The 13,246-nt window shown below is 58.4% G+C and carries 12 protein-coding genes and 2 tRNA genes; 7 read left to right on the top strand and 7 right to left on the bottom strand.

All coding sequences use genetic code 11. The features are described 5' to 3' along the window. Nucleotides 1–52: 52 nt before the first annotated feature. Both AC0L24_RS27630 and AC0L24_RS27625 read left to right on the top strand, forming a co-directional pair. A complete protein-coding gene (locus AC0L24_RS27630) occupies nt 53–499 on the top strand; it encodes a YcgN family cysteine cluster protein (RefSeq protein ID WP_127318366.1) in 447 nt (148 codons plus the stop codon). A gap of 255 nt (nt 500–754) precedes the next feature. Next, on the top strand, nt 755–1,111 hold the full coding sequence (locus AC0L24_RS27625) for a hypothetical protein (protein ID WP_127326311.1): 357 nt from the start codon (nt 755–757) through the stop codon (nt 1,109–1,111). Between the two features lie 213 nt (nt 1,112–1,324). On the opposite strand, the gene AC0L24_RS27620 is transcribed toward AC0L24_RS27625, so the two are convergent. Continuing rightward, nucleotides 1,325–2,035, bottom strand: coding sequence for an SIMPL domain-containing protein (locus AC0L24_RS27620; protein WP_127809630.1), 711 nt, complete (start codon nt 2,033–2,035; stop codon nt 1,325–1,327). A gap of 135 nt (nt 2,036–2,170) precedes the next feature. Here AC0L24_RS27620 and AC0L24_RS27615 point away from each other — a divergent pair. Continuing rightward, nucleotides 2,171–2,246 (top strand) — tRNA-Ile (locus tag AC0L24_RS27615). 107 nt (nt 2,247–2,353) lie between these two features. Here AC0L24_RS27615 and AC0L24_RS27610 read toward each other — a convergent pair. The 3 genes from AC0L24_RS27610 to AC0L24_RS27600 all read right to left on the bottom strand — a co-directional run bounded on the left by AC0L24_RS27610 (nt 2,354) and on the right by AC0L24_RS27600 (nt 4,112). Beyond that, nucleotides 2,354–3,544, bottom strand: coding sequence for a site-specific integrase (locus AC0L24_RS27610; protein ID WP_473564418.1), 1,191 nt, complete (start codon nt 3,542–3,544; stop codon nt 2,354–2,356). A gap of 29 nt (nt 3,545–3,573) precedes the next feature. Further along, on the bottom strand, nt 3,574–3,795 hold the full coding sequence (locus tag AC0L24_RS27605) for a helix-turn-helix domain-containing protein (RefSeq protein ID WP_473564416.1): 222 nt from the start codon (nt 3,793–3,795) through the stop codon (nt 3,574–3,576). A 62-nt stretch (nt 3,796–3,857) separates the two neighbouring features. Next, nucleotides 3,858–4,112: a helix-turn-helix transcriptional regulator gene (locus tag AC0L24_RS27600; protein ID WP_473564414.1), complete on the bottom strand. Its 255-nt coding sequence runs from the start codon at nt 4,110–4,112 to the stop codon at nt 3,858–3,860. Nucleotides 4,113–4,716: 604 nt separating this feature from the next. Between AC0L24_RS27600 and AC0L24_RS27595 the strand changes: the two genes are divergently transcribed. The 4 genes from AC0L24_RS27595 (at nt 4,717) to AC0L24_RS27580 (ending at nt 10,415) form a co-directional block, all read left to right on the top strand. Then, nucleotides 4,717–5,802 carry an AAA family ATPase gene (locus AC0L24_RS27595; protein WP_473564412.1) on the top strand — a complete coding sequence of 362 codons (1,086 nt, stop codon included), beginning with the start codon at nt 4,717–4,719 and terminating at the stop codon, nt 5,800–5,802. Further along, complete coding sequence (locus AC0L24_RS27590; protein WP_473564411.1) at nt 5,684–8,284, top strand: S8 family serine peptidase; 2,601 nt, start codon at nt 5,684–5,686, stop codon at nt 8,282–8,284. The genes AC0L24_RS27595 and AC0L24_RS27590 overlap by 119 nt, the downstream gene beginning before the upstream one ends. A 1-nt stretch (nt 8,285) precedes the next feature. Next, nucleotides 8,286–9,158 (top strand): hypothetical protein, encoded by an 873-nt coding sequence (locus AC0L24_RS27585; RefSeq protein WP_473564410.1) that lies wholly within the window; start codon nt 8,286–8,288, stop codon nt 9,156–9,158. A gap of 96 nt (nt 9,159–9,254) precedes the next feature. Next, a complete protein-coding gene (locus tag AC0L24_RS27580) occupies nt 9,255–10,415 on the top strand; it encodes a DUF2235 domain-containing protein (protein ID WP_473564409.1) in 1,161 nt (386 codons plus the stop codon). Nucleotides 10,416–10,495: 80 nt separating this feature from the next. Here the strand turns inward: AC0L24_RS27580 and AC0L24_RS27575 are convergent, their stop codons facing one another. From AC0L24_RS27575 to AC0L24_RS27565, 3 genes are all read right to left on the bottom strand, one after another. Then, complete coding sequence (locus AC0L24_RS27575; protein WP_473564408.1) at nt 10,496–11,683, bottom strand: tyrosine-type recombinase/integrase; 1,188 nt, start codon at nt 11,681–11,683, stop codon at nt 10,496–10,498. 212 nt (nt 11,684–11,895) lie between these two features. Further along, nucleotides 11,896–11,971: transfer RNA gene (locus AC0L24_RS27570), tRNA-Phe, on the bottom strand. A 319-nt stretch (nt 11,972–12,290) separates the two neighbouring features. After that, the gene (locus tag AC0L24_RS27565; RefSeq protein ID WP_024504770.1) at nt 12,291–13,184 is read right to left on the bottom strand and encodes a helix-turn-helix domain-containing protein; all 894 of its coding nucleotides are present in this window, start codon (nt 13,182–13,184) and stop codon (nt 12,291–12,293) included. Nucleotides 13,185–13,246 lie beyond the last annotated feature (62 nt).

The raw sequence follows: 13,246 nt of genomic DNA, 5'->3' as shown, positions 1-13,246 counted from the left end.
TGCGACCATTGCCGCGCTTGACCTTGCCCGCGGCTGGGGCCACATCCCGGAAATGGAAACGCCATTCTGGAAAACCAAGGCGCTGGAGGCGATGAGCCCGGCCGAGTGGGAATCGCTGTGCGACGGCTGCGGTAAATGCTGCCTTTCGAAGCTTGAGGACGAGGACACCGGCGAGATATACTGGACCAGCGTCGGCTGTCGGCTGTTCGATGCCGAGACCTGCCGCTGTTCGGACTACGTCAACCGGCTGGCGCGCGTTCCCGACTGCGTCGGGCTGACGCCGCAGAATGTGCGAACCATCAGCTGGCTGCCCAGCACCTGTGCCTATCGGCTGGTGGCCGAGGGCCGCGACCTCTACTGGTGGCACCGGCTGGTGTCGGGCAGCGCCGAGACCGTGCATGAAGCCGGCATCTCGATGCGCGGCCGGGTCAAGGCGAGCGAAACCGATCTTGCCGAGCCGGAAGACTATTTTGACTATGTGCTGGACGAGGAGCCGTAGGACCAGCGGCGGTGAGCAAGAACCTCGCGTTTGAAGACATTCGGCCAATCCGCGGGGTCGGAACCGGGGCGCCGGGTCAGGCGTTCTGGCCTTCACCAAGGGCTGGGGACGATGGCGAATGGCCGGAACTTTCCTTTTCCCGCCATATGAACCGGAGATGAACGGCAGGTTCGTAAAGAGTTCAGACAGGCAGGCGCATTCTCCCACCATCGGTTCACGAGGACGGGCGAAGGCCCGCAAAAAGGAGAGAAGACGATGTTCAACACGATCAAGACGGCAGCCCTTTCGGCCCTGGTCGGTCTCGGCACGCTGGCGGCCGTTCCCGCTCACGCCGACAGCCTCTATCTCGGCTTCGGCAACAACAACGACCCGCGTTTCGGCGTCTATACCGGTGACGACGGTTATCGCCATCGCCGTGACGAGCGCCGTGGCAACTGGCGCCGTGGCTGCTCGCCGGACCGCGCCCTCGACAAGGCCGAACGCATGGGCCTCCACCGCGTCCGGATCGTCGACGTCAACCGTCGTACGGTAAAAGTGGCGGGCCGCCAGGATGGCGACCGCGTCGTCGTCGTGTTCGCCAATGAGCGCGGCTGCCCGGTCATCTATCGCTAAGCTCGGGTTTGGCCGATCAAGAGGCATGATCCTCTGCGAAGATCAGCCGGGAGACACAATCTTCTGCGAAGATTGGTCTGGATTAGCCGAGCCCCTTTCCGTTTGAAGGGTGTGGCTCGAAAAAACCCGCGGGAGCAATCCCGCGGGTTTTTCATGCACGCTATTGGTTGATGATTGCCGTGGCCAGGCTCAGCCACAGATCGTCAGAGCCGCTTATTTCAGTTCGAAGGTGACGGTGACCTGCACATTGTAGGCGTTCTCACCGGCCTGTACCGGAGCCGCGCCGGCCGCGGCATCGAAGGCTTTGGCATTGATCGGCATCGGCGCCGGCCTGATGTTCTGGTCTGTGATCTCGAGCACCCGGCCCAGGCTGACGCCGGCGGCTTCGGCCAGCGTCTTGGCCTTGGCCATGGCGTCGGCGACCGCCTTCTTGCGCGCCTCGGTGACCGTGGCTGCCGGGTTGTCATTGGTGAAGGCAATGCCGCCGCCCTGGTTGACGCCCAGCGACACCGCCTTATCGAGGACCTCGCCTGTCTTGTCGACGTCGCGCACCCGCACCGAAAGCGTGTTGGTCACCTGGTAGGCGACGAGTTCGGCTTCCTGACTGCCGTCCGGCTTGTTGGTGTAGTTGTAGCGCGGGTTGATCTGGATGCCAGCGGTCTGCAGATCGCGGTCCTTGATGCCGGCGGACTTCATCGCCGCGATCACGGCGGCCATGGCGTCATTGTTGGCATCGAGCGCGGCGCGCGCCGTTTTGGCCTCGCGCATGACGCTCAGCGTCAGGACCGCCAGATCGGGGGCTACGGTTGCTTCGCCTTCGCCCGACACGATGATGCGGGGCGGCGTCGGCAGATCGGCGGCTCCAGCCATCGCCGGAAAAGCGATTGCAGTGGCGAGCGCGAGAGGCAAAAGATGTCTGGTCATGAAAATCTCCTTGGTCTGCGATCAAGTCGCAAGGGGTCGCGTAGAGCGCGATTATGGGTTGATTTGGGCGATCTGCGGAAGCCCGTCGGGAAAGCCTTGTGCCGCGATGCGAAAAACATTAATCCAGCCCGCGTGGGGCCTGTAGCTCAATGGTTAGAGCCGGCGGCTCATAACCGCTTGGTTGGGGGTTCGAGTCCCTCCGGGCCCACCATAACCATTGATTTTATTGACAAAAAGTGCCCTGGGCCCAAAACGTTTTGGGCCCATTATGGGCCCAAAGCAAAGACCGTGGTCCCGGTTTGTTCCGACTCGATTTGATTATCTGACAATGCGGAGGTTTGCCCGCCGCTTCATGGCGTCACGTTTGGCCTCGCGCTCGTTGATGGCACGAGCAATATCAACCGCGATCCGCTTTTTGTTGGCCTCACGTACATAATCATCTGTTACCGTCATGGAGGAATGGCCCATTGCCTCCATGATGGCTCGCGCTTGGATGTTGCATTCAGCAAGGTAGGTGCCGAAAGTGCGGCGTAGGCCATGGAGCGTGTAGCCGCCAGGAATTCCCGCCTGCCGTGTCCAGTGCTGCATCATGCCCGTTAGGCTCTTTTCCGAAAATGACCTGCCATAGGCGTTCTTTAAGACAGTGCCGCCTTGCGAGCGATCAAGCGGCTCCAGGGCCGCTGCTAGCTTGTCTACGACCGGAATGAACATCTCGCGCCCGCCATGGCGGTTGCGGTTCTTCTTCTGGCGGAAATCAAAGGCCTCGATCAGCACGAGCGAGCCGTCGAACAGTTCGATCTCTTCGGTTAAAAGATCATCCCACTCAAGAGCAGCGATATCGCCGCGCCGATTTCCAAGCCAAAAGCCGAGTGCATAGCAGGTGCGTGCGGCTGTGCCGATGGGGTGTCGCTCCTCGAACCTTTCGCGCATCACGATCGGCCAAGCCGGGTTCCTGGTCGATTTGGGCACTCGCACGCGGATGGACAACGAGGGATCGTCGTGCGGCTTTATCCATTTTTCGACATCGGTCGCGACCCATACAAGCTTCTTGATGGCAACCAGCATGTGTTTGGCGACTGTGCGATTGGTCCTGAAGATGCTTTCGATGATGGCGCGAAGCCTATCCGCGTCGAGATGTTCCACCGGAGTATCGCGCCAAGTGAGTGGGTAGTTTGGATCGACCCGCAGGTTGAGAAAACGCTCAATCAGTCTTGCATTCTTCTGCTGCGTCGCTTCATCAAAATCCAACCACTCCATTGTCGTTTCAAGCCGGCGCGCGGCATGGCCAAAAGTTTTTGGCAGTGCCCGACCGGGCAAATCGATGATAACCGCGTTCTTATGTTGGCCCTGCGTGGCCTTCTCGTAAGCCGCCTCGAACTCGGGATCGCCGGGTTTGCCGGGAAGGCGGATTTCGGGCATGCCCTTTGCCCGATAGCGATAAACGATCCTGCCGTTCTTGATGCGCGAAGAGACGCCTGGGTAGCGGGCATCCTTGAAGGGTCTGGCCATCAAAGTCTCCTCCGGCACTTCTACCGTAGCTAATCCTTACGGCGCGATTTCTCCTGCACTCCCGTAAGCGAAAGAGCGTTGCTTTCCATGGCAACGCGCAGGAGGAGGGGATAGGGGAAGCCTCTTCCTTGCTCGATGCCCTCAAACGTGCGCCTTGGTATTCCCAACGCCTTGGCCGCGGCTTCTGCAGTGAACCCTTCCTTGGCCCGCCAGGCTTTCACCTCCTGCGCAAGTTTCTCATTCTCGTTCATGTCGTGCCTTTCGCCCGGCAATGCTCATACTACGCCTACGTCGCATACGCAAATAGCGTATTTTACCTTTTTCTTTGACTGTCCAGTTTGCTTCTTTCCAGCAGTTCTTTAAGACCGCCATCTTTATCGGGCAACGAGGTGAAAGCTATGTCGAGGGCCACACGGTCCCAGACAGCACGGCTGTTGATGCGCTTGGGCTTCGGCATGCGGCCATCGGCAACCATTTCATCAAATAGCGACGATCCGACGCCGATGTAGCGAGCTGCTTCCTCACGAGTTAGACCTCGTGGGGGATACGAGATTGCATCACTCTTCATAGCGCTGTCTCGCTCCTGAGCCTCCTGGTGGCGAAGCACAAAGTTAAGTCGTCGGTGCCGTTCGGCATCCGTGCCGACTTAGAGAGGAAGAGCGCCGAAGGGAAAGGGGCCGACTAGGTTTGTTCGGCTTAAGCTGGCGGCAAGGTGTGAACGGGTGGCAGGAGAGGCTACCGGTGGGGCACTTAAGCTGGCGGCTCCGGGTTGCATTGCACGACCGGGGCTAAACTGACTGCGAGTGCTCCGTTGGCCTTCTTCGCGGTTTTATTTTATTGTCGAATTTAGAGCTGTTGCGCGGAATGTGACCCGCAGGCAGGCATAGTCCGCGGTTAAATGCGCGTGACGCTTCCAATCTCGATATCCCTGGTCGGCGGTTCCACTGGGGGGCTACGTTCGATTTACGGTGTCGTAGCGCGTCGGCCTGCTCTCCTGACGTACCGTGTTATGGAGTTCGTGAGACAGTAGGGGCACCATGGTGTTGCATAGTTCCGGGGTTTCAGCATTGATCGGCTTGCGTGCCGTGCAGCAGTCGTTAATGATATCGAGGCAAAGTGGTTCTGGCGGATGGAACCGTAGGCCGCGCCGAGCTGTGGCGAAGGAAGATTAGATGGCCAAACACACACCCGTTCACAAGCTGCGACCGGAAAGTGGGGATGGCAAGGCAACCCGCGATGCCCTGACGGCACTTATCGAAGAGGCTCATCGTCAGAACAAACGCGACAATCTCGGACGAACCTTGGTGCGCGAGCAGTCGCCGGCGCGATTCTACGGCGGAGGTTCGAGCATGTTACCCGAAAGTCTCCAGCCACTGCTACGTGAGGTCACGCCAACGCGTCGGTTGGAGCAACTCGTCCTTGTAAAAGAGATTCTTTGTGAAATTCAGGATCTGATTCACGAAGTCCGGCAGACCGGGTTGCTGCGCTCGCATTCGCTCGAGCCGCGCCATACGATAATGTTGGTGGGTCCGCCTGGCACCGGAAAGACGAGCCTTGCCGAGGCGGTCGCCACAGAACTCGCGCTCCCGTTTTTAACCGTTCGCTACGATGGCCTGGTTGGCAGTTATCTAGGCGAGACGGCCTCGAGGCTTCAATCAGTTGTCGAATATGCTACCCGGACGCCTTGTGTCCTCTTCTTTGATGAGTTCGACAGTGTTGGGAAGGAACGTGCTGATGCTCACGAAACCGGGGAGATTAAGCGGGTCGTCAGCTCTTTGCTGCTGAACATGGACGCGCTGCCGAGTAGTTGCATCGTGATTTGCGCGACCAATCATCCCGAGCTCCTCGACAGGGCGGTTTGGCGCAGATTCGAAATACGCTTAACCCTTCCAAAACCCGGAGCGCCTGAACTGCGGGAGTGGTACCTGAAGACGGAAAACGCCCTCGGTGAATTAGGTATAACCGCCGAGAATTTTGTGAAAATATTTCAGGGAGAGACATTCTCTGAAATAGAGGCCGTAACACTCGACGCTCGCAGAAAAGTTGTGCTATCGCATGGGAAGTTGAGGCCCAGCGATGCATTCGCCCAAGCACTCGACAGGTGGAATAGACGTCGAGGCGTTGGGGGGGCTCAGTCGGGTGGCACAGAAACCGATAGTAAGAATAAGCAGAGAACCGGCAAGGCTAGAGCGAATCAAAGGTCAACGGGCGAGGTTCCCGAAGGCGATCTCTTGGGGAGAGCAAGCAAGGCGCCATGACGCAAAATTCGGCGAGATAGAAAGTGGCCTTGGGCGGATTCTGAGCGGCGCGGACCTTTCAACGTCCCCTAGTGAAGTAACCCCCGACCGCGCGCTCGTTTTCGAAGTGATCGGCCCCCTGTCGAACGTGGCGAAGTTTGTCGCGGCGGTACGCGCAGCCGGGTTTGAGTGGCTCGGCGAAGACTTCGATGACGATACTAGCGACGAAGAGGAAGGCGACGAAACAGACGAGCCTGCCGCCGACAGCGGACAGAGCATGCTCTATGTCACCATGCCGACCGTTCGCGGTCTTCAGAAGGTGCTTTCCCTATGGAAGCAGTATTCCACCAATCTGCCAAAGCCTAAGACTCACGACCGGGAGTGGTGGCCCCTTTTCGCATACCTGAACGACGTCAGGACATGGTCAGCTAAAGACAGGGTCGACCCCGCGCTCTCCCGTTTTGTCGACCGTATGACGCGAAAATTTCCAGATCGACCGATCCGGTTGGAAATTGATCTCTGGTTCCGAAGCGACCTCAGTTTGAGAGCGGCGGCACGCGATTATGTTACCGATCTAATGTCACTGGTGACCGGAACCGTCCTCGACTTCGTTACAATTCCAGAAATTCAATACCAGGCAGCTCTAGTCGAGCTACCAAACGATCAGGCGCTTCGCCTCGGCTCACTCCAGGGGCCTCTGTCGACTGCCGACCGCGTGATGCGCGTCCGACCGCAGTCGCTTTATACAAGCGAAGCCGCGGATGCGGCATTCTCCGACCCTGATCATCGTGACCCTCCGTCGACACCTGACGCAAGACCTGCAGTGGTAGCGCTACTCGATGGCTACCCAGTCGAGAACCACGTCCTGCTGAGGAACAGACTGCGAGTGAGCGAAGTGGACGTTCATGCTGTAAATGTCCCGGTGGCTAGGCGCAGGCACGGTACCGCTATGGCATCTCTCATTATCCATGGTGATTTGGGTGACGATACTGTTCCTATCGATCGGCTACTGCAAGTGGTGCCGATACTTGGCGCGCCGCAGAACCTCGCAGAAGAATGCACACCGCAGGATCAGCTTCCGCTTGGTCTCGTTTATCGCGCGGTCTTGTCGTTGGTCGAAGGGTCTGATGGCGTGGGACCCATGGCCGAAAACGTCGTCGTTATCAACCATTCGATCTGTGATCGAGAAGCGCCGTTCAGTCAGCGCGCGAGCTACTGGGCGAAGCTGCTCGACCACCTTAGCCATTGTTTCAGGCTGCTTTTTGTCGTCAGCGCCGGAAACAACATGGAGCCTTTTGCGGTAGACACTTATGCCGACTGCAATGCATTCGAAACGGCCAATCCAGTAGAGCGGCAGATCGCGCTGCTTAGCGCTCTGAATCGGAGCAGGGGGAGCAGGATAATGTTGAGTCCTGCGGAAACCGTCAACGGACTAACTGTGGGCGCGGTACATGGAGACAGTTCCGTCGGAGCGCCCGTCGGTTTCGTGGACCCCTTTGACACAATGTCGGGCGTAGCAAACCTCGCGTCGAGCGTTGGGCTTGGAATTAATAGAGCAGTGAAACCCGATATAGTCGAACTCGGCGGCCGGCAACTGGCACGTTCGGAAGACGATGCAGGCTTCGTTTCGGCCTGGGCAATTGAGCACCCGGACGTCGGTCAGGTGACTGCGGCGCCTGGGGTCGGCATTGCCCAAAACCTAATAAGGCGCAGTACGGGTACAAGTAACGCTGCGGCTCTCACCACACGAACAGCCGCGCGGCTGGTGGACGTTCTGGAGGACCTCTTCGACGAAAACGGCGAGCAGTGGCTAGAGGCGAAAACGCGCGCGGTCGTCTTGAAGGCACTGCTCGCTCACGGCTGCACGTGGGGCGGCGCAGGCGAGATATTGTACGAACTTTATCCGGGTGGGGCTCTCCGAAAGAAAGAAGCCATCAGCAGCGTGCTAGGGTATGGCCGTCCCGATCATTCGAGGGTCTTCAGTGCTCAAGGGAATCGCATCACTCTGCTTGCTGACGACATAATTTTCCCCGATACGCTCCACGAGTACAGACTTCCCATCCCCCGCGCGATGGTCAACAATCGCGAGCTTCGCCGGGCCGTGGTCACACTCGCCTGGAGCAGTCCGATCGATCCTATATCGCGACGTTACCGGGGTGTCCGTCTCGAGGTTGTCGATGGCGATGGGAAGCGGGATTTCTGGAAAGGGATCAAACGCACACTCTCCCCGGACGGGCGCGCCGCGCGACGCGGTACACTCCAACACCTTGTATTCGAGGGCAAAAACCTGATTCCGCAGGGAGGGTCGGGTGATATTTTCCTAGGTGTTCAGGCAATGGCGGAAATGACGTCCTTTGCGGGGGCGGAAGTGCCTTATGGCCTGGCCGTGACTCTTGAGATGAGCCAACCCGTGAGGACAGACGTTTTCGCAGACGTAGAGGCGCGCGTGAGAGCTAAGCGAGTCGACGTGATGCAGCGAGTCCCAACCCGGGTGAGGACCTAAGATGTCAGGGGAGAAAAACAGTATCGGCTACAAGAGTCGCGCGACGATCAAGAGCTATCTCCAAGACATCGGGGACGATGAAGCGGTGGAAGAGCTGTTCCCCAGCGGCGGGGTTGGACAAGGTCTCGGCAACCCTTGGGGCAATCAGGTCTGGGCGCATACGGGAATGATGTGCGGCTTCCTGCCTCCTGAATCGGGCGGTAAACTGGCGCCTATCCAGAGCGCGTTCTCTCTCGTACCTGACGAGGCCCTGAAGAACTCGAGGGTTAAGATTACGCTCGAAAAGTTTTGGATTCACAGGTACCCAGGTACCGGCACTCACCAGATACTGTGCGAGTTCACCGGAAAAAATCAGCTCCAGAATGAGCCGGAAGAATTGCGTTTCGCGCTGACCACGGAAGCCAAGGATGGGGCAAGCGCAGCAATCAGCGGATCGCCTATCTTTCTTGGTGTGTCGGTCGGTCAAAACGGAATAGCGTTCGAAGGAAAGACCATCAACGTCATCAGTAAAGGCGATGAAACCATTCTTAACGCAATCGGGAGCGGTCCGTTTAAAGAAGGTCTAGGGCTCTTGACCAAGGCTCAACCCGCTCTCAGACCGTTCGTGGGCCTAACATCCAGCGTGGTTCAGTCCGTTCTCAGTAGGAACAAGAACAAGCAGGTATTCTATTTCAAGCTCGGACTTGATTTCGCGAAGAGCCAAACTTCCGTGCCGCTCCGGCATGGCTCGTTCATTGTCGCGCAGGGAGATTCTTCGGGGTGGGATTGGAACGCCTTGGCGTGGAACACGAGCTCCGGCCAACTCGTCGACAGATCAACGAACGGCCCAATTTTGTTCAACTATATCGTTTTCAGGGTGTCTGCTTACACCTAGGTGCGGGTTTGCAAGGTTCTGTTGGCGCAACATCGACCTGACATCGAGTGGCTCGACCATTGGATGCACGCGGCAAGTTTGAAGGGGCGGGTAACTATGAGCAATCCGAGACGCGTGGCCGTCTTTCTCGACGGCACCTGGAACACTGTCGGCGACAACACAAATGTCTGGCGCATCAAATCTCTGTGTGACCCGGATGATCCGCAGCAACTTGTCTATTATAGCGTTGGCGTCGGGACCACCTATGGAGAGAAGGTGAGGGGAGGTCTCTTCGGCTACGGCCTCGATCACGAGATCACCGACGCATATCAGTGGCTAATCGACCATTACAACGAGGGCGACCAGCTGTTCATTTTCGGCTTCAGCCGGGGAGCCTACACCGCTAGAAGCCTGTCAGGTTTCATATCAAAATGCGGATTGCTCAAGCCAGGATCCCCCATTTCGGTCAAACAGCTTTATGAGCGTTACCGCCGAAGAACCGACAGCACCATCCGCGACCTTCTCAAGCGCGTGAAAGACGGCAAGATCAAGCCCGCCGATCTGGAGACGGAGGAGCGCTGGATCCTCCGTTATTCCGACGCGGTCGATATTGATTTTATAGGCATCTGGGACACTGTGGGCTCATTGGGAATTCCGTTCCTCGTGAAGTTCAACATCGCAAAACATCTCTTTCTCGATACTCATCTGAGACTTAGCAATCGTCATGCCTACCACGCCTTGGCGATCGACGAGCATCGCAACTCGTTCAGGCCAACGCTCTGGACCCGGACAACGCCTCTGGGCGCAACCCCAGCCCCGCCTCGTCCTCTTGAGGAGGTCGAACAGCGCTGGTTTGTCGGCGCTCATGCGAATGTCGGGGGCGGGTATGCAAGTGACCTGCTGGCCCAGATTCCACTGAAGTGGCTCATGGCCAAGGCTGCGCCGCTCGGTCTCAAGTTTCGCTGGGGCGTGGATGTTGACCAAACCAACGTCGTACCACGCATTTCCGACTCCTATGCCAGTTTCCTACGTGGCACATATCAGTTCTTCAGCAGCCGGTATTTTAGAACGGTCGGCGTACAACCGGCTGAGGGAACCAAAGCTCGGACGTCGACGATCAACGAAACCATCGATAGCAGCGTATTCGATCGTTGGCGGGCAGACCCTTCCTATCGACCCCAGAATATCGTGGAGTGGTCGAAACGCATGGCGGTCGACCCGGCTGCATTGAGCCAGTCAGTTTTAGCCGTGGACCCGAAAATACTTGCACCGACTTAATGTAACCCATCCCACAGCAGGCGTTCATGTATGTTATGATAAGTGCGGGAATCGGGGTTGCTCCCATACTTGGTTGAAGTTCAACCGAAAGGTTTTGCGTTCTCGATTTCCTCCAGATAGTCGGCCCACCATTGCATCATCTTGACGCGCTCTTCCCAGTGCTCTGCTCGGGCGTAGGCGCGACGAACGTCGTTGTTCTCAACATGGGCCAGTTGCCGCTCTATGGCGTCGGGGTGCCATTTTCCGCATTCGTTTAGCAGAGTTGATGCCGTTGCTCGAAATCCGTGTGCGGTCGCTTCTTCCTTGCCGTAGCCCATACGGCGAAGGGCGGCGTTAAGCGTGTTGTCGGAAATCGGACGCGAACCCGATCGAACACTGGGAAACAGCAGTGATCCATCACCAGAGATTTCGCTAAGTGAGGTCAGGACGCTGACGGCCTGCCTCGAAAGAGGTACGCGGTGCGGCCGTCGCATCTTCATGCGTCCTTCAGGGATGCTCCACACGGAGCTCTCGAAATCGAACTCGTCCCATCCGGCCGCGCGCAGCTCGCCGGGGCGGGGAAACAGCAGGGCCATCAGCTGCAGGGCGGATCGGGTTGTAGGCTGTCCGTCAAATGCATTGATCGCCCTCAGCAAGCCTCCCAAGGCCTTAGGATCGGTTACCGCGGCACGTGGCGTGACCGTCGGACCGACAAGTGCGCCCCTCAGGGCGACCGTCGGATCTATATCGGCGCGTGCGGTTGCGATTGCATATCGAAACACGCTGCCGATTGTGGAGCGTAGTCGCCTGGCCGACTCGTATCGACCGCGAACCTCCACGCTGCGGAGAGCGACAAGAATTGTGGCCGGATCGATTTCCCGAACGCCTTTGTCCCCAAACGTTGGATAGGCAAAGTCAAGCAACCATTTGACCTTTGTGATGGTCCGGTCGGCACGTCCCTCCTTCTTCAGCTTGTCGACATAGTCCTCCGCGATTGACCGAAAGGTGTCTTCTGCCGAAGCCTTTTGCGACTTACGCTCCTGTGCGGGGTCGATGCCACGTAGGAGGAGACGTTTGGCGGTATCCCGCGCCTCGCGTGCCTCAGCGAGGGAGATGAGTGGATAGCTGCCCAACGCCAGAAGCTTCTGCTTGCCGCCAAAACGATAGGCGAGGCGCCATAGGCGAGATCCAGTAGGCTGCACCCAAAGCTGCAGCCCGCCACCGTCAGTCAATTTCACGAGCTTTGAAGCGGGTCGGGCATTTCGGCATTTCACGTCGGAAAGGGCCATTTTCGGGACGTCCATTTGGCTGCATCGATACCATCAGGATCTCCAATACCAGCGAAAATACCAGCCCTCCGCCTCGTTGGACCAACTACGCCGAAATCCCACAAAACCCGACCAACCGCGCCAAACGCACCAAGAAAATCAACGATTTCAGGTATTTGCACAAACAGAAGCGTAGAGGCTTCGGCGAAAGGGACTGTCGGGAGAAGAGGGAATGGTGCCCAGAGGCGGATTCGAACCACCGACACGCGGATTTTCAGTCCGCTGCTCTACCAACTGAGCTATCTGGGCCTGTTCCGGCAAACGAAAACTCGCAGACCGGAATTCATCGAGGCGCCGTGGGGCGCCCCTTGAAAGCGCGTGGGTTATAGCACGGGAATTCGGCCTGTCCAGCGCCTAGTGGGCGATTTCAGGCAGGAAAAGCGACGCCGTGCGGTGCCCCGGTTTCCATGCCGCTTGCGGGCCGGAATCGGGCACGGCATGGCACGATCCGGCCTTCGCCATCCCTGTCCGTGCCGCTGTTGCCGGCTGACATGCCGTGGCACTGCCTTTAGCCGGCGATCGAGGCGCACAATGCTTCGCGGCTCAGACCCGCATTGGTCGCCGCTACCTATCTGGCGCCGGTCACGCCTCTACGAAAATCGGAGGGCGACATGCCGGCGAGCTTGCGGAACGACTTGTTGAAGGCGCTGAGCGAGCCGAAGCCCGAATCCATGGCGACGCGCAGCACATTGGCGTCCTGATGCATCAAAAGCGCCTGCGCATAGCTCAGCCGCAACAGGTTCACATACTCGTTGAGCGTCATGCCGGTGGATTTCTTGAACAGGCTCATGGCATATTTGGGATGGATGTCGGCGGCCGCCGCGATGTTCACGCAATCGATGTCGTAGAGGAAGTTTTCGGCGATGAAATCGCACATGCGACCGACATTGCGCGACGATTGCTGGTCGAAGGGGCTGCCTGTTTCCTGGTCGGTCGGAGTTGCGGATACCAGCCGGTAGGGCTCGAACCGCACCCGCTCCAGCCGCAGCAGCAATTCGTTGACGGCATGTTCGGCCTTGGCCTGGTCGCCGGACCGGGCGTAGCGGTTCCAGCGCTCGAAATTATGGTTGTCGGACTGGTCGGTGGCTGATGTCACCAGTGTCGCGCCGGTCATCAGCCGGTGCCTGATATCCGTGGGCAGGTGCAGCCGGAAGAAATGCACCAGCGGCAGATGCGCCCCGGCATAGATGGCGTCGTCGGACAAATCGTCCATCTGGTGCGGCAGGCCACCCCAGAACAGGCACATCTCGCCGGCCGAAAGCGAAATCTCGTGGTCGTTCATGCGGTAATGCACGCTGCCGCGCACGATGAAATTAACCTCGACCTGGGCGTGCCAGTGCGGCTTGAGCATCACCAACGGATTGGTGTGAAACATCTGCAGGAGCAGCGGCAGGCCTTCCACGCTGCTGGCCCCAGGCTGGTAGAACGGCCGTTCAGGCATCTTACTTTCCGCCAATTTCATATTCCTTTTGACGGCGACAGGCCTTGCCCACTGCATAGTCTAGCCACGCTCACAGTGAGAGA

The organism is Mesorhizobium sp. WSM4809 (assembly GCF_055811655.1).
This window is presented reverse-complemented; position numbering and strand designations above follow the sequence as displayed.